19 protein-coding genes and 1 tRNA gene are annotated in these 22,570 nt (G+C 70.3%); 8 read left to right on the forward strand and 12 right to left on the reverse strand.

All coding sequences use genetic code 11. The annotated features are described in order from the left end of the window. Positions 1-4 precede the first annotated feature (4 nt). On the reverse strand, positions 5-3,166 hold the full coding sequence (locus tag JFB92_RS06825; protein WP_199036306.1) for a transglycosylase domain-containing protein: 3,162 nt from the start codon (positions 3,164-3,166) through the stop codon (positions 5-7). Between the two features lie 555 nt (positions 3,167-3,721). Between JFB92_RS06825 and JFB92_RS06830 the strand changes: the two genes are divergently transcribed. The 4 genes from JFB92_RS06830 to JFB92_RS26065 all read left to right on the forward strand — a co-directional run bounded on the left by JFB92_RS06830 (position 3,722) and on the right by JFB92_RS26065 (position 7,720). Further along, a complete protein-coding gene (locus JFB92_RS06830; RefSeq protein WP_199036308.1) occupies positions 3,722-4,378 on the forward strand; it encodes a PadR family transcriptional regulator in 657 nt (218 codons plus the stop codon). After that, positions 4,371-5,441 carry an inositol-3-phosphate synthase gene (locus tag JFB92_RS06835; protein ID WP_199036310.1) on the forward strand — a complete coding sequence of 357 codons (1,071 nt, stop codon included), beginning with the start codon at positions 4,371-4,373 and terminating at the stop codon, positions 5,439-5,441. The genes JFB92_RS06830 and JFB92_RS06835 overlap by 8 nt, the downstream gene beginning before the upstream one ends. Before the next feature lie 78 nt (positions 5,442-5,519). After that, complete coding sequence (locus JFB92_RS06840; protein WP_199036312.1) at positions 5,520-6,872, forward strand: MFS transporter; 1,353 nt, start codon at positions 5,520-5,522, stop codon at positions 6,870-6,872. Continuing rightward, the gene (locus JFB92_RS26065) at positions 6,827-7,720 is read left to right on the forward strand and encodes a peptidylprolyl isomerase (protein WP_199036314.1); all 894 of its coding nucleotides are present in this window, start codon (positions 6,827-6,829) and stop codon (positions 7,718-7,720) included. Before JFB92_RS06840 ends, JFB92_RS26065 begins: the two co-directional genes overlap by 46 nt. Here the strand turns inward: JFB92_RS26065 and JFB92_RS06850 are convergent. The 4 genes from JFB92_RS06850 to JFB92_RS06865 all read right to left on the reverse strand — a co-directional run bounded on the left by JFB92_RS06850 (position 7,717) and on the right by JFB92_RS06865 (position 10,554). Then, complete coding sequence (locus tag JFB92_RS06850; RefSeq protein WP_199036316.1) at positions 7,717-8,406, reverse strand: lysophospholipid acyltransferase family protein; 690 nt, start codon at positions 8,404-8,406, stop codon at positions 7,717-7,719. The two genes, JFB92_RS26065 and JFB92_RS06850, sit on opposite strands and share 4 nt — an antisense overlap. A 175-nt stretch (positions 8,407-8,581) precedes the next feature. Next, a complete protein-coding gene (locus tag JFB92_RS06855; protein ID WP_199036317.1) occupies positions 8,582-9,208 on the reverse strand; it encodes a bacterial proteasome activator family protein in 627 nt (208 codons plus the stop codon). Between the two features lie 201 nt (positions 9,209-9,409). Then, positions 9,410-9,492 (reverse strand) — tRNA-Leu (locus JFB92_RS06860). 84 nt (positions 9,493-9,576) lie between these two features. Further along, the gene (locus JFB92_RS06865) at positions 9,577-10,554 is read right to left on the reverse strand and encodes an asparaginase (RefSeq protein WP_199036319.1); all 978 of its coding nucleotides are present in this window, start codon (positions 10,552-10,554) and stop codon (positions 9,577-9,579) included. A 150-nt stretch (positions 10,555-10,704) separates the two neighbouring features. Between JFB92_RS06865 and JFB92_RS06870 the strand changes: the two genes are divergently transcribed. Next, positions 10,705-11,169, forward strand: coding sequence for a DUF1877 family protein (locus tag JFB92_RS06870; protein WP_199036321.1), 465 nt, complete (start codon positions 10,705-10,707; stop codon positions 11,167-11,169). A 12-nt stretch (positions 11,170-11,181) separates the two neighbouring features. Here JFB92_RS06870 and ygfZ read toward each other — a convergent pair whose 3' ends face one another. Continuing rightward, positions 11,182-12,234 (reverse strand): CAF17-like 4Fe-4S cluster assembly/insertion protein YgfZ, encoded by a 1,053-nt coding sequence (gene ygfZ / locus JFB92_RS06875; protein WP_233162525.1) that lies wholly within the window; start codon positions 12,232-12,234, stop codon positions 11,182-11,184. After that, positions 12,234-12,671 carry a Fur family transcriptional regulator gene (locus tag JFB92_RS06880; protein ID WP_199036323.1) on the reverse strand — a complete coding sequence of 146 codons (438 nt, stop codon included), beginning with the start codon at positions 12,669-12,671 and terminating at the stop codon, positions 12,234-12,236. Before JFB92_RS06880 ends, ygfZ begins: the two co-directional genes overlap by 1 nt. A gap of 37 nt (positions 12,672-12,708) precedes the next feature. Between JFB92_RS06880 and JFB92_RS06885 the strand changes: the two genes are divergently transcribed. Beyond that, entirely contained in the window at positions 12,709-13,563 is an 855-nt protein-coding gene (locus JFB92_RS06885) for an aminotransferase class IV (RefSeq protein ID WP_199036325.1), read from the forward strand. 304 nt (positions 13,564-13,867) lie between these two features. Here the strand turns inward: JFB92_RS06885 and JFB92_RS06890 are convergent, their stop codons facing one another. The 3 genes from JFB92_RS06890 to JFB92_RS06900 form a co-directional block, all read right to left on the reverse strand. Then, the gene (locus JFB92_RS06890; protein WP_199036327.1) at positions 13,868-15,229 is read right to left on the reverse strand and encodes an FAD-binding oxidoreductase; all 1,362 of its coding nucleotides are present in this window, start codon (positions 15,227-15,229) and stop codon (positions 13,868-13,870) included. A 28-nt stretch (positions 15,230-15,257) separates the two neighbouring features. After that, positions 15,258-16,223 carry a serine hydrolase gene (locus JFB92_RS26495; RefSeq protein ID WP_199036329.1) on the reverse strand — a complete coding sequence of 322 codons (966 nt, stop codon included), beginning with the start codon at positions 16,221-16,223 and terminating at the stop codon, positions 15,258-15,260. Positions 16,224-16,522: 299 nt separating this feature from the next. Then, on the reverse strand, positions 16,523-17,470 hold the full coding sequence (locus JFB92_RS06900) for an ICP22 family protein (protein ID WP_199036331.1): 948 nt from the start codon (positions 17,468-17,470) through the stop codon (positions 16,523-16,525). A gap of 180 nt (positions 17,471-17,650) precedes the next feature. Here JFB92_RS06900 and JFB92_RS06905 point away from each other — a divergent pair, with 180 nt between their 5' ends. Then, the gene (locus tag JFB92_RS06905; RefSeq protein WP_199036333.1) at positions 17,651-19,516 is read left to right on the forward strand and encodes a hypothetical protein; all 1,866 of its coding nucleotides are present in this window, start codon (positions 17,651-17,653) and stop codon (positions 19,514-19,516) included. A 14-nt stretch (positions 19,517-19,530) separates the two neighbouring features. On the opposite strand, the gene JFB92_RS06910 is transcribed toward JFB92_RS06905, so the two are convergent. Next, a complete protein-coding gene (locus tag JFB92_RS06910; RefSeq protein WP_199036335.1) occupies positions 19,531-19,974 on the reverse strand; it encodes a hypothetical protein in 444 nt (147 codons plus the stop codon). A gap of 110 nt (positions 19,975-20,084) precedes the next feature. On the opposite strand from JFB92_RS06910, the gene JFB92_RS06915 reads away from it, so the two are divergent. Then, on the forward strand, positions 20,085-21,323 hold the full coding sequence (locus JFB92_RS06915; protein ID WP_199036337.1) for an arginine deiminase: 1,239 nt from the start codon (positions 20,085-20,087) through the stop codon (positions 21,321-21,323). A gap of 10 nt (positions 21,324-21,333) precedes the next feature. On the opposite strand, the gene purD is transcribed toward JFB92_RS06915, so the two are convergent. After that, entirely contained in the window at positions 21,334-22,554 is a 1,221-nt protein-coding gene (purD, locus tag JFB92_RS06920; RefSeq protein WP_199036339.1) for a phosphoribosylamine--glycine ligase, read from the reverse strand. Between the last annotated feature and the right edge of the window lie 16 nt (positions 22,555-22,570).

Genomic DNA, 22,570 nt, shown 5'->3' on the forward strand with positions numbered 1-22,570 from the left:
TCTTCTATTCGTTTCCTCGCCCGTTCTCCTCATTCTCAGGAGTGGTGCTCCCCTCCTCGGTCGGTTCGGAGCTCGGGTCGGTGTCCTCGTCCTCGCAGTCGGGGGGCGGGAAGAAACCGTCGCAGTCCCCGTCGTCGGTCGGACTGGACGGGCTGTCAGTCGGAGGATCGGGGAGCGGATCGCTGCCGTTGTCATCGCAGTCCTCACCGCCTCCGGGGCCCTCGCAGTTCTCGTCCCCGTCCTCGTCATCGTCATCGTCGGGCGTCCCGCACTTGGGGTCGTCGCCGTTCTCCTGGCAGTACTTGCTGTCGGGGTCGATCGTGCCGTCGGAGTTCTCGATGTCCCAGGTGCTGAGCGCTCCGTTGAGGGACTTGCCCTGCCATTCGATCGGTTCCCAGCCGTCGTTGTCCTCCTTCTTCTCCAGGATGGAGCTCATGGCTTGGAACCACACCGGATAGGCGGTGTTGGAGCCGAAGACGCCGGAGGGATCGCCGCTGGGGTCGAAGACCGGGTCGGACTCGGTGGTGGCGTTCCCCACCCAGGCCGCGATGGAAAGCTGCGGAATCGCCCCCACGTACCAGGCGTGGGCGTTGTACGAGTCCGGGTACTTCTGGCACTGCTCCTCGACGTCGGTCGTGTCCGGGTCGTTCCGGCAGGACGCCTCGTAGCCCGCCGCCTCCCACGTACCGGTCTTGCCGAAGTAGTCGCGCGGCAGCGTGTCGGTCTCGGTCTCGCCGCCGATCTCGGAGCCGACCCACTGGAGGTCGCGGGCGGTCTCGACGGCGATGACCTGCTCGCCCTCGATCTCCTGGCCCTCCAGGGGCTCGACGATGTTGTCGTTGCGGTCACGGACCTCGGCGACGAAGTGGGTCGGCATGTACTCGCCGTCGTTGGCGATGGTCGCGTACATCGCGGCCATGTCGCGGACGCTCGTCGGGTACTGGCCGAAGGCGAGGTGGTGGTAGAACGGGTCGGTGCCGCCCTTGCCGCCGATTTCGCAGCGTTCGGCCTCGCCGTCCTCGGCGATCAGGGGGCGGCCCTCGCCGTTCAGGATCGGGTTGCAGCTGCCGTCGATGCGCAGCGGCGACTCGGCGGCGATGTTGCCCAGATCGTCCTCGACCCAGTTGCCGTCGTCGTCGACGGCCTGGCCGTACTGGGTGTAGGTGGCGTCGTCGTGGAGCTTGTAGGTGATGTAGACGTCGGTGCCGTCGATGTTCCGGGTCTGGCTCATCTCGCTCAGACCCATCTCGTCGGCCAGGCTGAGGATCTCGTTGGCGCCGTAGTGCTCGGAGATGGCGTACATCGGCGTGTTCTTGGAGTCGCGCACCGAGTCGGTGAGGTCCAGCTCCAGTGGGTAGTCCTGGCCGCCGTTGCGGAGCGTGCAGTCGGGGTAGGTGCCGCCGCCGATGCAGGTCTCGGAGTCTTCGTTCTTGAGCGATTCGAATTCGCGCGGCGAACTGGCGTTGAACCAGGACTCGATCGAGTCGCCCTGCTCGATGGCGGTGGCGGCGGTGATCATCTTGAACGTCGAGGACGGCGGGTGCGGGGACTCGGGTCCGGCCTTGTCGATGCCGAAGCCGTCGTCGCCGCCGTAGTAGCCGACCACCGCGCCGGTCTCGGGGTCGATCGCGACCATCGCGTCGGTCATCGACGGGTCGTAGTCGACCAGCGCGGCGTTCTCGTTGTCGTTCTCGAACTGCCAGTAGCCGTCGTCGGACAGGACCGGTTCGCCCTCGTCGTCGACCTTGATGTCGCCGCGCGAGCCGGTCTCGACCAGGCTGTCCTGGATCTCCTTGTCGACGGTGAGGGTGACCGAGTAGCCGCCCTCCTGGCCCTCGCCGCCCCTGAGCTGCTCCTTGGTGATCCCGTAGCGCTCCTCGAGTTCGTCGAAGACGTAGCCGTCCTGCTCGTTGACGATGAAGCCCATCGGAGTGTCGCCGCCCCAGGAGCCGGAGACCTCGAAGTCGTCCATGATCGGCATGGGGAACTCGGTCTCGTCGCGCTCGGACTGGGTGATGGCGCCGGTCTCGACCATGGCGTCCATGGCGTAGCCCCAGCGCGTCTCGCCGCGTTCGAGCGCCTCGTCGCCGCCGAAGAACGGGTCGTAGCTGCCGTCGGGGGCCTTGACCTGGATGACGATGTAGGCGGCCTCGGCATAGGTGAGGTCGGCCAGCGGCTTGTCGTAGTAGACCTGCGCGGCGGCCTCGATGCCGGTGGCGCCCCGCCCGAAGTAGGCGAGGTTCAGGTAGAACATCAGGATCTCGTCCTTGCTGTACTCCTGCTCCAGCTTCATCGCCATGACCGCTTCTTTGGCTTTGCGGCCGTAAGAGATGTCGTTGCGGATGTCGGCGACCATGCCCGCGTACTGCTGGGTGATGGTCGAGGCGCCCTGGGTGTCGCCGCCGGTGATGTTGTTGAACAGGGCGCGCATGGTGCCGGTGTAGTCGACCCCGGAGTGGTCGTAGAACTTGCGGTCCTCGGAGGCGATGAGCGCGTCCTTGACCGTCTGGGGGATCTCCTCGGGGGAGTCGACGAGTTTGCGCAGCGTCTCGCCGTAGCCCCCGGCCTCGGTCGTGCCGTTGTCGTAGTAGAAGCTGCTGGACTCGCCGGCGCGCCGCAGGTCCTGCGGCAGTTCGACGTCCTGGAAGAACCAGGTGCCGACGACGGTGGCCCCGGCGACGAAGAGGACGGCCACGGCGATCAGGCCGGCGTAGATCTTCTTGCGGCGGCGTTTCTTCTTGAGCTTCTTCTGCGCGGCGAGGTCGTCCTCGCCGAGCGGTCCGGCGCCGGAGGCGCGTCGTTTGCCGGCGACTCTGGCGCGGCCGGAGCCGGCCGGGGACACGGGGTGGTCGCCGGCCTCGCCGGGACCGAGCGGGCGGGCAGCGCCGACCGAGGCGCTGCCGACGGATGCGGATCCGACCGTTGCGCGGCCGCCGCCGACCGAGGCGCTGCCCGCGGCTCCGCCTACGGAGGCGCTGCCGGAGGCCCGGCCCACCGAGGCGCTGCCGGAGGACGGTCCGCGCTGCTGGCCCGGTCTGGCGCTGCCGCTGTAGGCACCGGTCGGCGGCTGCGGCGGCTGCGGCGGCTGCGGCGGCTGCTGCTGGCCCCAGCCGTAGTCGTTGCTGGGCGGCTGGTTCGAGGCACCGCCGTACGATGCCCCGGGCACGGACGCGCTCCCGCGGGAGCCGCCCGGTCGCTCGGCGCCACCGTATGGCCGTCCTTCCTCCGGGGGTGGAGTGGGACGATAACCGTAGTCGCTCATGCTCAACCATCCACGTGAATTGCCAGGTTATGGCCGCACGCCAGCGTCTGGGCGCTCGCGAGGAGTCTTGCGGCCCCGCGGGGAGGCCCCACAGTCCTGCGGACTCGGCCTCGTTGTCGCGCCCGGCGTGGGGTGCCCGGTCGCGGCGGCGTTTGTGATCCGGGCCGCCCTGCGGCGGCCTGGTCGCTTCGCAGTCTCGCACATTGAAACTGAGAGAACCCTGCCAGATCGCTTAATCCTGCCGAGCTTAGCGGATGCGGCCTGCTCTGACCAGGGTCTCGGGGCTGGGGTTGACGTGATCTGCGACCGAGGCTATGGTTACCGCAGATGTATCGGTCCGATACATCGAATCGTCAGATCGAAACGCGATGTCGTGAGCGTACCCGCGCCGCGGCGTCCGGCCGGAGAGCGGCCGAGGCCATGTCGCGGCCGGCACACTTCGCGGAGAGGGGGACGGCCATGCTCGAGCTCGCCATTCTGGGGCTCCTGCACGAATCCCCCATGCACGGATACGAACTGCGGAAACGCCTGCTGTCCCTGCTGGGGGCGATCCGGGCGGCCTTCAGCTACGGCTCCCTGTACCCGACGCTCAAGCGGATGCGTCAGCGCGGACTCATCGCCGAGGAGGCCCCCGGGACCCCGGGCGCCGAGAAGCCGCTGCTCACCGGCCGCCGCGCCCGCAAGGTGTACCGGCTCACCCCCGAGGGCAAGGAGCACTTCGCCCAGCTGATGTCGGAGGCCGGACCCGAGACGGCGGACGAGGCACTGTTCGGGGTCCACTTCGCGTTCTTCTCCCGCACCGACCCGGCCACGCGCCTGCGGATCCTCGAGGCCCGCCGCCGCCGCGTCGAGGAGCGGCGCGAGCGCATCCGCGAGGCCCTGGCCCGGACCGCCGAGCGGCTCGACTCCTACGGGTTCGAGCTCCAGCGGTACGGCCTGGAGACCGCCGAGCGGGAAGTGCGGTGGCTCAACGAGCTCATCGCCTCCGAGCAGGGGCGGAACCCCGGACAGAACGACTTCGGCGACCGGCTCGCCGATCCAGGGCGGCCGACGAGGTCCGCCACGGAGGATGAAGATTCAAGTGAACCAGACAAAGGAGGCATGCGCGATGGGTAAGCTACGCGTGGCCATTGTCGGCGTGGGCAACTGCGCCTCGTCGCTCGTGCAGGGTGTCGAGTACTACCGAGACGCAGCGGTGGACGACCGCGTCCCCGGCTTGATGCACGTGCAGTTCGGTGACTACCACGTGCGTGACATCGAGTTCGTGGCCGCTTTCGACGTCGACGCCAAGAAGGTCGGGCAGGACCTGTCGAGCGCCATCAACGCCTCGGAGAACAACACCATCCAGTTCGCCGAAGTCCCCCCGACCGGTGTGAACGTCCTGCGCGGCCCCACCCTCGACGGCATGGGCCAGTACTACGACGAGATGGTGACCGAGTCCGCCGAAGCGCCGGTCGACGTGACCGCCGCGCTGCGCGAGGCCCGCGCCGACGTCGTGGTCTGCTACCTGCCGGTCGGCAGCGAGGAGGCCGCCAAGTTCTACGCCCAGGCGGCCATCGACGCCGGTTGCGCCTTCGTCAACGCCCTGCCGGTGTTCATCGCCTCCGACCCCGAGTGGGCCCAGAAGTTCGTCGACGCCGGACTCCCGATCGTCGGCGACGACATCAAGAGCCAGGTCGGCGCCACGATAGTCCACCGGGTCCTGGCCAAGCTGTTCGAAGACCGCGGAGTCCGCCTCGACCGGACCTACCAGCTCAACTTCGGCGGCAACATGGACTTCATGAACATGCTGGAGCGCCAGCGGCTGGTCTCGAAGAAGATCTCCAAGACCCAGTCGGTCACCAGTCAGATCCCGCACGAGATGCGCGGCGCCGACGTCCACATCGGCCCCTCGGACCACGTGCCGTGGCTGACCGACCGCAAGTGGGCCTACATCCGCATGGAGGGCACCACCTTCGGCGACGTGCCGCTCAACGCCGAGCTCAAACTCGAGGTGTGGGACTCGCCGAACTCGGCCGGGGTCATCATGGACGCCGTCCGCGCCGCCGGGATCGCCAAGGACCGCGGCGTCGGCGGCCCGGTCCTGAGCGCCTCGAGCTACTTCATGAAGTCCCCGCCCGAGCAGTACTCCGACGAGGAGGCCCGCGTCTCGGTCGAGGAGTTCATCGCCGGCGAGTAACCGGCTTCTCGCCTCAGAGGGGAGGCCCCCGGCGAAAATGGGGGTCTCCTTTCTCTTACCCGGAGTTATCCTCGGACAATGCGCACCGACCGGCACGTTCGGAACCTCGCCTCGAGCAGCGGTTTTCGGAAGCTGCTGGCCGTCAGGCTGACCTCGCAGGCCGCCGACGGCATGTTCCAGGCGTCCCTGGCGCTCAGCGTGTTCTTCAACCCCGCGCTGGGCGACAACACCAAGCCGTTCACCTACGCGGCCGCCGTCGCCCTCCTGCTCGGCCCCTACTCGCTGCTCGGGCCCTATGTCGGTGTCGTCCTCGACCGGTTCAGCCGCCGCAACCTCATCGGCGCCGCCAACGTCCTGCGCGCCGCCCTGGTCTTCACCATCGCCATGACCCTCCAGACCGGCCTGGACTGGACCTGGGTGCTGTGCGCGATGGTGGTGCTGGCCGCCAACCGCTTCGTCCTGGCCGGCCTCGGCGCCGCCCACCCGCACGTGGTCGAGGCGCCCGAACTGGTCACGGCCAACTCGCTGGCCTCCACCCTCGGCGCGATGGCCTACGGCCTCGGCCTGGCCATGACCGGCCTGGCCCGCCTCCTGTTCGACTCCGATATCTCCTATTCGATGCTGGCCCTGGCCGCCGGACTCGGCTATCTGGCCTCGGCGGTGATCGTCTCGGCCTCCTTCCGCCCCGACTCGCTGGGACCGGGCCCGCAGAAGCGGGTCGCCGAGGGCCTGTGGAAGGGGGTCGCCTCCACCACCTCTGGAATGGTCGACGGCCTGCGGCACCTGCGCCGCCGCCGCGGACCGGCCCTGGCGATGGCCCTCCAGGGACTCCACCGGCTGCTGTACGGCATCGTGTTCATCGTCGCGATCGCCCTGTTCATGGGCTTCTTCTGGGACATCGAATCCGACCCGAGCCGGACGACCACCATCAGCTGGCTGCTGGTCCTGGCCGTCCTCGGCAACATCGGCGTCTTCGTCGCCGCCGTCGTCACCCCGCGCGCCACCCGGCACTGGGGGCCGAAGAACTGGTCGGTGGTGCTCATGGCCATGTGCGCGGTGGTCGTGGCCGCCCTGGCGGGGACCATGAAACCGGTCATGTTCGCCGTCGCGGTGCTGCTGGTGAACATCGCCTCCCAAGGCATCAAGATCACCGTCGACACCGGGATCCAGCGCGGCGTCGAGGACTCCTACCGCGGCCGCGTCTTCAGCCTCAACGACACCATCTACAACGTCGGCTACCTGGCCGGACTGTTCGCCGCCGCCCTGGTCGTCCCCTCCGACGGCTACTCCCCGGGCACCCTGGCGGGCGTTGCCATCTCTTACGGGCTGATTTGCGTCGGATACGCGTATCTGGCACGGGACGACGCCCCGTACGATTCACAAGCGTGGAGCCCCGCGACGCCAGAACCGAGACCGAGTACGAGCCGGTAGCCGCCAACCCGTACAAGGGCACTCCGCCGTGGCAGCGCCGCGGCGGGTGGAAGGCCGGCCTGGCCGGCCTCGCCGCGCTCGTCCTCACCGCCGGTTCGATCGTGGGGGTCGCCTGGCTGGCCTTCCGCGACGGCGGCGACCGAGCCGACGGCGGCGAACAGGTTATCTCCGAGCGCTGCCAGGTCGTCGAGTCCGACGACGCCGGGCCCGAGGCCGACCCGCCCGGCGGCGGCGCCCCGGCCGACCGCACCGTCGTCTCGATCGAGACCAGCCACGGCACCCTCGACGTCATGCTCTGGGGCGACCTGGCCCCCTGCGGGGTCGAGGCGTTCCTGCAACTGGCGCAGTCCGGCTACTACAACACCCACGACTGCGACCGGCTCACGACGCAGGAGACCAGCCCGTGGGTGATCCTGCAATGCGGCCGCCCCGGATGGGAACCGGACAACGACCTGACCTACGGCCCCGGCTGGCGCTACCAGACCGAGGTCGGCATGGAAGGCAACGACGTCCAGGACGTGCTCGCGCTGGTAACCGACGAGACCGGCCGCGCCGGCAGCGCGTTCACCCTCATCCGCGGACAGGCCGTCCCCACCGCCAACGTCAGCGTCATCGGCGGCATCGTCGACGGCTTCGAAGTCCTCGACGCCCTCGCCTGGGTGCCCGACCAGAGCACCTACGACGGCCAACCTCCCGAGTCGATCACGATCTACGGGATCACCGTGATCGACGAATCCGACCTGCCCACCGGGGACGGACCGACCAGCCCCGGGGCCGGCGACCAGACGACCGTCCCGACCCCGACCGACGAGGCGACCGACACGCCCACGACCGACGAGCCGTCCTAGTCGGTCTCTTCCCTGTCCTTGCCGGGCCGTTCGCGCTTGGCGTACTTGTCGACGTACTCCTGGCCGGTCAACTGCCGGATCGCGTCCATGATCTCGTCGGTGACCGCCCGGATGATGACGCGGTCGTTCTCCATCCCCGCGTAGCGGCTGAAGTCCAGGGTCTTGCCGATCCGCACCCCGACCGGCGCCACCCGCGGGCGCGATTCCCCGATCGGCAGCACCTTCTCGGTGCCGATCATGCCCACCGGCACCACCGGCGCCCCCGAGGCCAGCGCCAACCGCGCCACGCCCGGCTTGCCGCGGTAGAGGCGCCCGTCCGGCGAGCGCGTCCCCTCCGGGAAGATCGCCAGAATCCGGTCCTCGGCCAGGACCTCCAGCGACGGCTCCAGGCTGGCCGCGCTGCGGCGACCCCCCGAGCGGTCCACGGCGATCTGGCCGAGGGCCTTGACGGTCTTGGAGATGAGCTTGCCCTTGACGCCCGCGCCGGTGAAGTACTCGATCTTCGCCATGGTGGCGATGTGGCGCTTGGTGGTCAGCCCCAGGAAGTAGTGGTCGGCGACCGAGAGGTGGTTCGACGCCAGGATGACCGGTCCGGTCTCGGGAATGTGCTCCCGGCCGTCGATCCACGGTCGCCAGATGACCTTGATCGCGGGGGCGGCCGTCCATTGCAGCGTCTTGTACAGCACCTTGTTCAGCTCTCCAATGGTCCTCGCCCCGGCGGCGGAAGAAGGGGCTCTCCCAATCTACGGCTCACCCGTCTCGCCGCGATCGGACGATCCACGGCTCGCCGAGCTCGCCCGATCTGCGGCTCGCGGGCTTCGCCGAGTCAGGCCGGAACCGAGTGTATGGCATCAGTGGTGGCTACAGGTACTGCCCGGGGTGGTGGTCGTGATCGTCACCGCGCGCGGCGCGCTCTGCCATTATGGCCTTCAACTGGGGCGGGAGGTCGCCGCCGCCGGCCGGCAAAGCCTTCATATCGCCCTGCCGCATCTGGTCGAGCTGGAGCCGCGCGGCCATCTGCTGGGCGACCAGCGCCGCCTGGATGCCGTGGAACAGGCCCTCGAGCCATCCGACGAGCTGGGCCTGGGCGATGCGCAGCTCGGCCTCGCTGGGGATCTCGTCCTCGCCGAACGGCAGCGAGAGCCGCTCGAGCTCGTCGCGCAGCTCCGGGGCCAGGCCCGACTCGAGCTCGGCGATCGACCGCGCGTGGATTTCGCGCAGCCGCTGGCGGCCCTTGTCGTCGAGATCGGCGGCGCGGACCTCCTCGAGCAGCTGCTTGATCATGGAGCCGACGCGCATCACCTTGGCGGGCTCGGCCACCAGCTTGGACGGGTCGGACTCGATCGGTCCGTCCTCTGCGGCGGCCTCCAGCTGCCGCCGGGCCTCGTCCGCGGAGATCGGGTTGCCCTCGGCGTCGACGATAACCAGCTCGTCGTCCTGCTCCTCGGGGCGCTTCTCGCGTTCGTCCCTGGTGTTCTCTTCGGTCATGTCGTGCCGTTTCCCCATGTCGTCTCGGCGGTCTCTAGATCCCTCCACTCCGAGCCTAACGCGGCCCGGACAGGCGTTGTTCCCGCGGCGGACACGACCTTGTCGGATTCGGCCTGTACCGGCCGAGGCCGCAGCACCCGAGACCTTGCGGGTGAGGAGAGAAAGAGAAAGCCCGGTGGCCGAGCCACCGGGCTTGTTCTGTGCGCGAGGTGGGAGTTGAACCCACACGTCCTTTCGGACACTGGCACCTGAAGCCAGCGCGTCTGCCATTCCGCCACTCGCGCGAGTGCTGATCAGCAACGCGATGATACTACCTTGTTCGGAACCAGGGTGGCGAACGGGTATTGGGTGGATTGAGAGCTGTGCCGCTACAGCAGCGTGCGGAGCCTGCCGACCGGCTGGCCGCCGCCGTAGACCTCAGGCCAGGACATGGCCTCGACGACCGGCTTCGACTCGGCCGGGAACTCGTAGCCGGCCATCGTGTCCAGCGCCCGCAGCGCCACCGGCATCGAGGCGCGGCCCGCGCCGTCGTCGATCTTGACGGCCACGGCTCCGGCCCCGGGCACGGCCAGGGCGTGTACGCCCTCGGCGCCGCCCTTGGCGACCAGGCCCGGCACGGCCGACATCGAGCGGTGGTCGGGGGCCTCGGAGCCGTCGACGAGCCTCGAGTGGGCGCGCATCGCGTCGACCACGCGCCGCTCCGGCGTGCCCTCTTCGGCGGTGACCAGGCGCGCGAAGGCCCTGGCCAGGCCGGTCAGGGAGATCGCCAGGACCGGGGCGCCGCAGCCGTCGACGCCGACCGCCCGCACCGACTCGCCGGTCAGCTCCTCGACGGTGGCCGCGATGAGCTCCTGGAGTGGGTGGCCCGGTTCGCGGTAGGACTCGGTGTCCCAGCTGGCGGCGGCGCAGGCGGCCAGCATCCCGGCGTGTTTGCCCGAGCAGTTCATGTAGACCCGGCGGGCCTCCCCTCCGCGGGCCACGACCGAGCGGCGCGCGGCCGGGTCGCCGGGGAGGTCGGGCGGGCACTGGAGGCTGTCCTCGCCGAGCCCGGCGTGCGAGAGCACCGAGTCGACCCTCTCCAGGTGGAACGGCTCGCCCTTGTGGCTGGCCGCCGCGATCGCCAGGTCGGCCTCGCTCGCGGGCTCCCATCCGGCGCGGAGCATGGCCACCGCCTGCATCGGCTTGTTGGCCGAGCGGGGGAAGACCGGCGAGGCGGCGTCGCCGACGGAGGCGGTCAGCTCGCCGGACGGATCGGTCACGGCCACGCTGCCCCGGTGGAGGCTCTCGGCGAAGCCGGATCGGACGATTTCAGCGACGGGTTCGCCGCCGCGATAGGTAGCACTCATACCGCGGAGACTATCGCCGCCGCTCAGCGGTCGCGGTCGGATCGCCAAGGATGAGACCCGTGCCCGCCCGAGGCGCGGGCGGTGTCGCATGCGGTCGCTAGGTTCGTTGCGCGAGAGCGACAGACGAGTGGAAGTGAGGACTCTATGGGCATGTACATCGATTTCGTGAAGGTCACCCCGGCGGAGTTGGAGCGCGCGTCCGACGACCCGGAATTGGCAGCGGCCCTGATCGGCGCGGAGGTGGACAGCGAGGTCGATTCCGGACCGTCGGGCGAAGTCGGCAAAGCCTGGGCCGGCATCGAATACCTGCTGGACGAGGCCGGCTACGGATTCGAGTTCCTTATGGAGGGCGACAGGATCATCGACGAGGACATGTATTGCGTGGACGGCTGGTGGCCCGGGCTGGTCAGCGAGGTCGCCGCGCGGCTCGAGGACCTGCCTTGGGAGCGCCTGTCGGCGCACTTCGACGCCGCGGCCATGCGCGCCGCCAAGGTCTACGCGTGCGGGGCCGAAGGAGATCGCGAGTTCCTCGAGGAGTACTACGTGATGATGAGGGCCTTCTTCAAGGACGCGGCCGCCTCGGGGGCGGCCGCGATCATGGAGTTCTCCGGCTGACCGGCCGCGGCCTCACTGGCTCGCGGCCTGGCCCCCGGCGGTCAGCCGCGCTCCGGTGTCGTCGGCGGTGTTGCGCTTGAGCATGGCCAGGGCGATCTGGCCCTCCTCGTAGTGCTGGACGGCGGTGCCGATGAAGCCGACTTCCTTGTCCCCCAGCAGGACCGGCGTGCCCTGCGCGGGCGGGTGCTCGTCGGTGCCGTCCAGGTGGAGCCGGACCAGGCGGCGCGGCGGCTGGCCGAGGTGGTGGACCTTCGCGACGGTCTCCTGGCCCCGGTAGCAGCCCTTGTCGAGGTGGATCGCGGCGCCCAGCCACGCGGGGACCTCGTGCGGGACGGTCCGGTCGTCGGTGTCGACGCCGAAGCGCGGCACAGCTGCCTGTACCCGCAGCGCGTCGAACGCCCAGGTTCCGGCCGGGACGGCGCCGGAGTCCGCGATCGCGCCGATGTCCGTGCGGCGCACCATCGAGTCGCGCGTGCCGGGGCCGAGCGCGTCGGTGCGGCGCGTCCAGCCTTCGGTCGAATCGAGCGGGCCCCCGTCGTAGACGGCGGTGGTCACGGCCTTGATGTCGCGCGAGACGAATTTCGGGGGCGGCACCGGCTGGAGCTGGGGAGCCTCGGCGGAGTCCGGCTCGCCGGTGAAGGTGAACAGCGCCCATTCGTCGCTCTGGTCGCGGATGTCGACCTCGGTGCGGAACTTCATCATCTGGAGGAACTTCAGCAGCGCCTCCCCGGCGCCCGGCTCGGTGTCGAGCCAGGTGGTCCCGCCGTCGTCGAAGACGGCGGCGTGGTGTTCGATCCGGCCGGTCGGCGACAGGAACAGCGTCTCGGTGCCCTGATGCGGGCGCAGGCCGGTCAGGTGCTGGGTGGAGAGCGAGTGCAGCCACTCCAGGCGCGCCTCGCCGGCCACGGTGACGATGTCCCGGTCGGAGCGGTCGAAGACCGCTCCGACCGTCGCGGCCCGGCGCTGCTCGCCCAGCGGGTCGCCGTAGTGCCAGGCGGTCCGCCCGGCTTCGGTGGCGACGGCGCCGGGGAGGCCCAGCAGGGGGGACGGGGCGGTCTCGGTCATCAACGCTTCTCCAAGCATTCGGCGCAGGTTCCGAACAGCGCGACGTGGCCGACGTCGAGGACGAATCCCGTCCGGTCGGCGACAGCCCGGCGCGCGTCCGCGAACACCGCTGGTTCGACTTCGGTGATCCGTCCGCAACGGTGGCACACCAGGTGAGCGTGCCCTCGGTCGCCGGCCGGATGGTAGGTGGGGGCGCCGTGGGAGAGGTGGGTGTGGGAGATCAGTTGCAAGTCCTCGAGCAGGTCGAGGGTGCGGTAGACGGTGGTGATGTTCACCCCGTCGACCTGGTCCCGGATGCGCTCGTGGATCTGCTCGGGGGTGGCGTGCCCGAGGTCGCGGACAGCATCGAGGACGAGCTGGCGCTGAGCGGTCATGCGCAGGCCCCTGGAGCGCAGCACCGCCGCCAGTTCTGTGTCTGACTCGGCTTCGGTGGGCATGTCTGCATCGTACTTCCCGTGGGAGGAGAATGACCGCATGGCGATAGTTACAGCAGTACTGCACCGGGGCGTCGTCGATTCCGACGAGCCGATCCTGTGCGCCGACGATCTGGGCGTGCTCCGCGGTGACGGGGTGTTCGAGACGATCAATGTGCGCGAGGGGCGCGCGTTCCTGCTCGACGCGCACCTGGACCGGATGGCGAATTCGGCCCGCCGCATGGAGTTCGAGCTGCCGGACAAGGCCGAGCTGGCCGGTCTGGCCGAGCAGGCCCTGGCCGCCTGGCGCGAGCGCGAGAGCGGCGAGGGGGCGCTGCGGCTGATCGCGACCCGCGGGCGCGAGCACGGCGGGCCGCCCACGGTCTACGCGACGATCGATCCGGTGCCGCGCGAGCGGATCCTGCCGCGGCGGGACGGGCTGAAGGTCGTCACGGCCTCCTTGGGGGTGAACGCGGATGCACGGGGCGAGGCCCCGTGGCTTCTCGGCGGGGTCAAGGCGCTCTCGTACGCCACGCAGATGGCGGTGACGCGCTGGGCGAAGTCGCAGGGCGCCGACGACGCGCTGTGGGTCTCGGCCGACGGCTACGCCCTGGAGGGCCCGACCTCGTCGCTGCTGTGGCTGGACGGGGACCAGCTGTGCACCACGCCGGTCTCGAGCGGGATCCTGCCGGGGACGACCAGCGCGCACCTGATGGAGCGGGCCTCGAAGATCGGGCTGGAGGCGGTCGAGCGCCTGGTCACGGTGGAGTCGCTGCTGGAGATGGACGGGGCCTGGCTGACCTCCTCCGTCCGTGGTGTGGCGTTTATCACCAGCATCGATGGCCGGGAGGTTTCTCAACGCCCGGGCGTTACCGCTGAGCTGGATAAACTCGCCGGTTTCGAGGTTCCTTCGTAACGGTTTCGCATCGATTCCCAGCGAGTTCTCAGCCTCGCCACAGGCCGCGCTCAGAGACGGTCCTCATAGTAATAATTGTTCCGGTCACGCCGACACGCCGAACAGATGGACATGGGCAGTCTTCTGGGAGGCACGGAACAATCCGGGGGCACATACCGGTAAGGGCAATCGGGCACAGCCCTACCGGTGCCAATGAAAAGTGGAGCTCCTCCACTTTATCGGGGCCGCAGTGAATGGGCAAGCACTGCGGCCCCATTTCCATGTCACGGAATCGACACGACCAGGTCGCTCTCCGATCGCCGCCTCATCCGGCCAGGACCTTGCCGGGGTTCATGATCCCGAGTGGATCGAGCGATTCCTTGATGCGCCGCTGGACGGCCAGGTTCACCGGATCGACTTCGCGCTCAAGCCATTCGCGCTTGAGCATCCCCACCCCGTGCTCGCCGGTGACGGTCCCGCCCATGGACAGGGCCATCTGGAGGATCTCGTCGAAGGCGGCTCTCCCGGCCGCCAGCGAGTCCTCGTCGCCGGCGTCGACGACGATGTTCGGATGGAGATTTCCGTCACCGGCGTGTGCGATGACGCCGATGAGCACGCCGTGCCGTTCGGCGGTCGCCCGGATCCGGTCGAGGGACTCGGCCAGGCGGGAGCGCGGGACGGCCACGTCGTCGACCAGGACCGTGCCGAGGCGCTCCATCGCGTGGAGGGCCGAGCGCCGCGACTCCATGAGCGCGTCGGCCTCGGTCTCGTCGGTGGCCCGGAAGACCTCGGCGGCCCCGGCCTCGGCGCACAGCCGCTCGATCTCGACCAGTTCGGCCTCGGGGTCGCCGTCGGCGGCGGCCAGCAGCAGCGCGGCCGCGTCGGTCGGCAGGCCCATCGGACGCAGCTCCTCGAGGGCCTTCAAGTGGACGTCGTCGATCAGCTCGAGCAGGCTCGGCTGGGCGCCTGCGGCCATGATCGCGGTGACCGCGCGCCCGGCGGCGGCGGTGGAGTCGAAGACCGCCGCGAGGGTCAGCCGCCCGGCCGGGACCGGCGAGAGCTTGACGGTGGCCTCGGTGATCACGCCGAGGGTTCCCTCGGAGCCGCAGAACAGGCGGGCCAGGTCGTATCCGGCCACGCCCTTGGCCGTGCGGCGGCCGCAGCGCATCACCTCACCGGAGGCCAGGACCACCTCCAGGCCCAGCACGTATTCGGCGGTGACCCCGTACTTGACGCAGCACATGCCGCCGGCGGCGGTGGCGATGTTGCCGCCGATGGTCGAGATCTCCCACGACCCGGGGTCGGGCGCGTAGCGCAGGCCGTGCTCGGCGGCGGCCCTGGAGATGTCGGCGTTGATGACGCCGGGCTGGCAGACAGCGATCCGGTCGACCGGGTCGATCGAGAGGATCTCGTTCATGCCGGACACGTCGAGCAGGATCGCGGCGTCGACGGCGGTGGCCGATCCGGCCAGGCCGGTGCGGGCGCCCTGAGGGACGACCGGGACGCGCAGCTCGCTCGCGACCCGCAGTACCGCCTGGACGTCCGCGGTGGAGCGGGCCCGGACCAGAGCGGCGGCGCGGCCGGGGTCGACGAGGCGGGCGTGGTCGACCGAGTGCGCGGCGATGACGTCGGAGTCCGAGACGGCCCGGACCCCCGCCTCGGTCAGGGCGGTGTGCAGTTCGCTCATGCGGTGATTGTCACAGCCGCGGCGCGTACTAGGCGTAGGGGTCGGTGTCGATGACCTCGCGGGCGATCTGGGCCAGGTCCTCGACCATGTCGATGCCCGCCTGGTGGGAGGGCAGGCCGCCGGTGAGGATCGAGATGCTGATCGGCTCGTCGGTCTCGCCGGCGATGACGCCGATCGAGTTGACCACCCACTCCCCGCCCATGTTCGAGCGGGTGTCCCAGCCGTTCTTCATCCACACCGTCTCGCCGTCCTCGGCGGCGGCCGAGACGCCCCAGTCCTGGGAGTCGGCCAGGTCGCCCATCAGCTCGCGCGACACCTCGACCTGCTCGGCGCTCAGCAGCCCCTCGTAGAGGACCTGTTCGAGGACGGTGAGCTGATCGAGCGCGGTCGTCTCGGTCAGGCCCCACCGCTCAGTCTCGTCGGGCCGGGTCTGGTCCAGTCCGAGGACCTCGTGGGCCTCGCGCATGGTCTCGTGCCCGTCGAGGACGCCGAACAGGATGCTGTTGGTGGCGTCGTTGTCCGAGTCCTTGATCATCTTCTCGAGGTCGTACATGGCCCAGTCCGGGATGTCCTCCACCGAGTCGTAGTGGAGCAGCAGCATCGCCAGGATCTCGGCCTTGACGATCGAGGCGGTGTCGTGCAGGGCCTCGCCCTCGTGGTCGAGGGTAAACTCCTCGTCGGACACGGCCAGGGAGACGTAGAGGTTCTCGTTGTCGATCTCGGAGAGGTAGTCCTCGACCGCGGCGTCGAGCTGGTCCTGGAGCTGGTCTTGGGCCTGCTCGTGCAGCTCGGTCGGGTCGGGTTGGAGATCGGTGCCGAGTTCGGACTCGTTGAGCTGCGATCCGGGCAGCTCCGAGCCTCCGCGGCCGGCGTCGGCGGGGTCGTCCGCGGCGGTGAAGTCCCCCAGGAACATGGTCGCGGCCACGACGACGGCCAGCGCCGGCACGGCCAGGTAAGGCCACAGCCGCCGCGAGGATTTCGGCTTCGCACTCACTGGGGTACCAATGCTCGGGGGGTATGGGGATGTCAGCTCAGCGCCCACGCTAGAGCAGGAGGGCAAGAGGCGACAAGTCGGGGCTGTGCCAATTTACGGCTCGCAGGCGTAGCCGAGGGTGCGAGAAAAGTAACACTTGAGTAACGCTGCGCCGGGCTCGGTCAGTCCGCCGATTCCGGCGCAGGCCGCGAGGCACTGGCCCTGTCTTTCGTTGTGGGACCTGGGGAGGAAATGACCACCGCGATCACCAGGGACCAGTGCCTCACGGAGTTCCCACCGTGTGGCGGCTTCGGGTCGCCTCAGGCCGCGGCGCGCTGCTTGAGGATCGTGCGCATGACGGCGGCGCTGACGCCCACCAGGCAGACGATCGCGACCAGGGCGAGCAGTCCGCTGGCGCCGTCGGAGACGGCCTCGGGGTCGACCGCGGCGACCTCTTCCTCGCCGCCGGCGGGAGCGAACTCGTCGTCTCCGGCGGCTTGGTCCTCATCGGAGGGGCCGAAGGCGTTGATCTCCTCTTCCCCGGCGGTCTCGCTCTCCTCGTCCGACGGGTCCTGCTCCTCGGCCGAGGGCTGGTCGCCCTGTGCGACCCCCGAGCCGTCCTGCGGGCTCGAACCGGCCGCGGGCTCGTCGCCGCCTGAGTCCTGCGCCGGGGCCTCGCCGTCGTCGTCGGGGGCCGGCAGTTCGGCGGTGGAGCCGCCGCCGGAGTCCGGCTCCGGCTCGTCGCCCTCGGCCGGGGCGGTGACCTGGACCTGCGCGGAGTCGTAGTCGGCGAACAGGCCCGCGCATTCGGGGATCATCGCGATCTCGGCCGAGCTGTTCATGACGAACACCTGCGTGGAGCCCTCGCCGATGTCGTAGACGTCGCCGCCCACGTGCAGCTCGGCTTCGGAGCCCAGGTCGTTGGTGTAGCTCACCTGGCTGCCCTTGGCCACCGACAGCTCCGAGGAGTCGGGCTTCGAGGTCGGGGACAGCAGGCCGAGGGTGCCGCAGCCGCCGCTGAAGACGATCCCCTCATCCGAGCCCGCCTCGGGCTCGTCGGCCATGGCCATGCCCACCCCGGCCGCGCCGCCCAGCGTGAGCATCGCGGCCGCCGACAGGGCCGCCAGGCGCGACCTGCGCCGCTGCGAGCGCCGCTCCATCGCGGCCTTCGCCGTCGGCGCCACGCGCCCGTCGCTCACCGGATAGGGCAGCGGCGGACGCGCCTCGGCTCGTGAGGCTTCTCCGGCCTTGGTGGCGTGTCGTCCCATGCCTGCGTCTCTCCAACCGCGTAACCGTGCTTCGCCCCGCCTGATCGACAGCGGGAATCAGGTCTCAACCCCGTTCAACGAGTCACCGCCGGGAAGGTGACGGCTCCCGGCCACCCAATCGGGACCGACCGTAGGATGTGCTCCAGAACCCGACTACAGCGAGACGGCGGGACCTCCCCTATGGCGATCACCGACACCGACACGGCACCAGAGGCAGGAGACGGGCCCCGGGGCGACGGCGAGCCCGAGGCCGACTCCGAGGACCGCTGGCGGCGTTTCGCGAGCGGCGAGGGCAAGGGCCCTGAGGCCCGGCCCGGCCCGCTGCGCCGCCTCGCCTCGGGGACGCGCCGCCTCCTCCGCAGCGAGTGGACCCTCGCCGCGTTCTTCAGCGCCGCGCTGTCGGTGGCGATGACCTGGCCGCTGGCCCGCGACGTCCACCGGGTCATCCCGCACGACACCGGCGACCCGCTGCTGCTGACCTACACCCTCGGCTGGCTCGGGCACTCGCTGCGCGAGGACCCGGCCGGGATCTGGACCTCCAACAGCTTCTGGCCCGCCCAGGACTCCTACCTGTTCACCGACACGCTCCTGGGCTACGCGCCCGCCGCGCTGTTCGCCACCGACACCACCAGCGCCCTGATCGTCTACAACGTCCTCTACATGGCCACGTTCGCGCTGGCCTTCCTCGGCGCCTACGCCCTGCTGCGGCAACTGGGCGCGCGCGTCGCCGGATCGGCCGTCGGCGCGGCCGCCTTCGCCTACGCGCCCTGGAAACTCGGCCAGGCCGGGCACCTCCAGGTCCTGTCCTGCGGCGCGATCGCCCTGGCCCTGGCGATGCTGGCCCGCGGCCACGGCTGGTCCATGCGGGACGGTTTCAAACCCGAGCGCCAGCGCCCCGGCTGGATCGTCGCCGGCTGGGCGACCGCCCTGTGGCAGTTCAGCATCGGCGCCGGACTCGGCATCCCCTTCGTGTACCTGCTGCTGGGCATCGGCGTCGTGGTCGGCCTGTTCTGGCTCATCAGGCGCCCCCGGCTGCGCTGGCAGACGGTCGCGGCCGACGGTCTGGGCGGCGCGGTCTTCAGCCTCGGCGTCCTGTGGATCGCCGACAAGCACGCCGTGGTCGCCCGCGCCCACCCCGAGGCCATGCGCGACCCCGACTACATCTCCTGGTTCAGCCCGACCTGGCAGAGCTTCATCATCGCCCCCGAGGAGTCGCGGGTCTGGGGCGCCGCCCACGAGGCGGCGCGAGCCGATCTGACCTGGGCCCCCGAGCAGGCGCTGCTGGTCGGTTTCACGCTCCTGTCGCTGGCGGTGGCCGGACTGATCTGGTCTTCGTGGACCCGCTGGAAGCGGTTCTGGCTGTTCCTGGGCGCCGGGGCGACCCTCGCGGTGGCGATGGGCCCCAACTTCCTCGACGACGGGCTCTGGGCGTGGCGGCCGCTGTACGACTACGTGCCCGGCTTCGACGCCATCCGGACCCCCGGCCGCCTGGTCATCTACCTGACGCTGATCCTGGCGGTCCTGGCCGCCGGAACCCTGACCCGGATCGCCGACGAGGCCGACGCGCTCGCCCACGAGGGCCGGGTGGACCGCCGGATCACCGTGCGCGCGCCCCGGCGGGTCCACGCGCTGCTGTTCGCGCCGATCCTGCTGGTCCTGGCAGAAGGACTGACGGTGGCGCAGAACCACGAACCCGAGGCGGCCCCGCTGGACATGTCAGAGCTGGACGGACCGGTCCTGGTGCTGCCCTCGGACGGTCGCGACACCCGCGTCCAGTACTGGAGCGTCGACGGCTTCCCGGAGATGGCCAACGGCGTCGCGGCCTTCACCCCCGACGAGCAGGCCGCCATCCGCGAGGTCTCCAAGGCGTTCCCCAGTCCCGACGCGGTCGAGGACCTGCGCCAGGCCGGGATCGAAACGGTCGTGGTGGTCCCCGACTGGCTGCCCGGAAGCGACTGGTCCGGCCTGGACCACGAGTCCGACCCGCTCGGCGTCGAGGTCGAACGCGACGACGACGCCGTCGTCTACCACCTCGACGAACCCTAGGTCCCGAGGCCGGCTCAGTGCGGGCCGACCGGGGTCAGGAAGACCAGGGCCCCGATCGCGTCGAGCTGCGGCGGGGAGTGCAGGGGCGAGGCGGCCACGTCGAAGGTCCGGTGGACCCGGCCCTGGTCCAGGCGGATCAGGCCGCGCTCCAGGACGTCGGTCTGCAACGCCTGCACCGGAGCGAGCCTCCCCAGCTCCGAGTCGATGAGCGGATTCGCCGCCGCGGTGAAGTCCAGAAAGATCAGTCCTGATTCGAGGAATCCGGGCCTGATAGAATCCACATCAGACTCAAGGTGCAGCAGATGGCTCGCGGCCGCCGAGACCGCCACGATCCGCGTCCCGCCGTCCAGCAGCAGGCACGGATCACTGCTGGCGCACACGGCGGCGCGCCAGGGCACCAGGCCCGGATGGAGGTGCCGCCCGTTGTCGCCGGGGTACGGCGCTCGGAGCGGGATCACCAAGTCCATGTTCGTCAACGGTTATCCCGGGGGTCAGTCATCACGCTCAGTCGATCCACGTTAACAGAGAAAAGTTGATCTTCGGTCCCCGTGCCTCTATTGTCTGGATCATGAGTTCGAGTGAGCATTCGTCATACCGGGTCGACTCGGAGACCGGTCGACTGCGCCGGGTCATCCTCCACCGCCCCGGCGGCGAGCTGCGCCGCCTGACCCCCCGCAACAACGGCGCACTCCTGTTCGACGGCGTCCCCTGGGTCGAGCGGGCCCAGGCCGAACACGACCGGTTCGCCCGCACCCTGCTCGACCACGGCGTAGAGGTCCTCTACATCGGCGCGCTCCTCACCGAGTGCCTGTACCTGCCCGAGGCCCGCGAGGAGGTGGTCGCCTCGGTCGCCGCCGACCGCAACCTCGGTGAGACCCTCGGCCGCGAGCTGCGCGCCTACCTGTCCGACCTCGACCCCGAGCGCCTGGCCGCCGTCCTCATCGAGGGCCTCACCAAGGACGAGTTCGGCACCGTGCCAATTTACGGCTCGCAAGCTTCGCCGAGGGGCGGCAGCCTGCGCCACCGCCTGATGCGCGGCACCGACTTCGTCATCGACCCGCTGCCGAACATGATGTTCACGCGCGACTCCGCGGTGTGGATCGGCGACGCGGTGGCCGTCACCAGCCTGGCGATGCCGGCCCGCCGCCGCGAGACCACCCTGACCGGGGTCATCTACCGCCACCACCAGCGCTTCACCGACATCCCCAAGATCTACGACCCGAGCCTCGAACACCTCGAAGGCGGCGACGTCCTCGCCCTGGCCCCGGGCGTGCTGGCCGTCGGCGTCGGCGAGCGCACCACCCCGGCCGGGGTCGAGCGGCTGGCCCGCCGGGTGTTCGAACGCGGCACGATCCGCACCGTCCTGGCCGTCCCGATCGCCCAGCGCCGCGCCACGATGCACCTGGACACCGTGTGCACCATGGTCGACGCCGACCGCATGGTGATGTATGCGCCGGCCGAGCGCCGCCTGGAGGCGTACACGATCACGCCCGGCGACTCCGGCGGCCTCGACATCGGCGGGCCGCGACTGTTCATCGACGCCGCGGCCGAGGCGATCGGGGTCGAGCGCCTCGAGATCATCCACACCGGGGAGCGGGACGTGGTGACCGCCGAGCGCGAGCAGTGGGACGACGGCAACAACACCCTCGCCCTGGCCCCGGGCATGGCGGTGGCCTACGAGCGCAACACGGTCACCAACGCCCGCCTGGAGCGCGCCGGCATCAAGACCATGACCATCCCCGGCTCCGAACTCGGCAGCGGCCGCGGCGGACCGAGATGCATGTCGTGCCCGATCACCCGCGACTAGCCGGTCGGGTTCAGATGCCGGCGGCGATGTCGCGGCGGTAGTGGGAGCCTTCGAGCTTGACGCCCTCGGCCCGGGCGTAGGCCTCGGTGCGGGCCTGCGCCACCGAATCGCCGGTGCCCACGCAGTTGAGCACCCTCCCGCCGGTGGCGACCAACTGCCCGGAGGCGTCGATGGCGGTCCCGGCGTGCAGGACGCCCACCTCGTCGGCCCCGTAGACCGGGCGGCCCTTGACCGGCTCGATCGGGTAGCCCTCGTTGGCGATCACCACGCAGACGGCCGCGCCCTCGCGCCACCACAGCGGCCCGAAGTCGGCCAGCCTGCCGGTGGCCGCGGCGTGCAGCAGCTCGCCCAGCGGCGTCTCCAGCAGCGCCAGGATCGGCTGGATCTCCGGGTCTCCGAAGCGCGCGTTGAACTCCACGACCTTGAGGCCCTTGGCCGTCAGAGCCAGGCCGCAGTAGAGGGTGCCGACGAACGGGATGCCCCGGGAGGCCATCTCGGCCAGGGTCGGCTCGGCGACCTTGCCCATGATCTCCTCGACCAGGTCGTCCGGCGCCCACGGCAGCGGCGTGTACGCGCCCATGCCGCCGGTGTTCGGACCGGTCCCGTCCTCGCCGACCCGCTTGTAGTCCTGCGCCGGCAGCATCGCCCGCGCGCTCTTGCCGTCCGAGACCACGAACAGCGACACCTCGGGGCCGTCCAGGTACTCCTCGATCACGACGCGGTCGCAGTCCAGCGCGTGCGCCAGGGCCGCCTCGCGGTCCTCGGTCACCACCACGCCCTTGCCCGCGGCCAGGCCGTCGTCCTTGACCACGTAGGGCGCGCCGAACTCGTCGAGCGCGGCCTCGGCCTCCTCGCGGGTGCGGCACGCGCGCGCGGCGGCGGTCGGCACGCCCGCGGCGGCCATGACCTCCTTGGCGAACGCCTTCGAGCCTTCGATGCGGGCCGCCTCGCGGCTCGGCCCGTAGACCGGGATGCCCTTGGCGCGGACCGCGTCGGCCACGCCCGCCACGAGCGGCGCCTCGGGCCCGATCACGACCAGGTCGGCCGCTCCGGTCACCGCCAGCGACGCGACCGCGGCCGGGTCGTTCTGGTTGACCTGGGCGCACTCGCCTAGAGCGGCCATGCCCGGGCTACCGGGCGCGCAGATGAGCGCGTCGACGGATTCGTCGGCGGCCAGCGCCGCCGCCAGGGCGTGCTCGCGGCCGCCGGAACCGATCAGGAGTACTCGCACACCGCCAGTTTACGGC

The sequence above is a fragment of the Glycomyces salinus genome (genome assembly GCF_016428645.1).
In the GTDB taxonomy this organism is placed as follows: Bacteria; Actinomycetota; Actinomycetes; order Mycobacteriales; family Micromonosporaceae; genus Glycomyces; species Glycomyces salinus.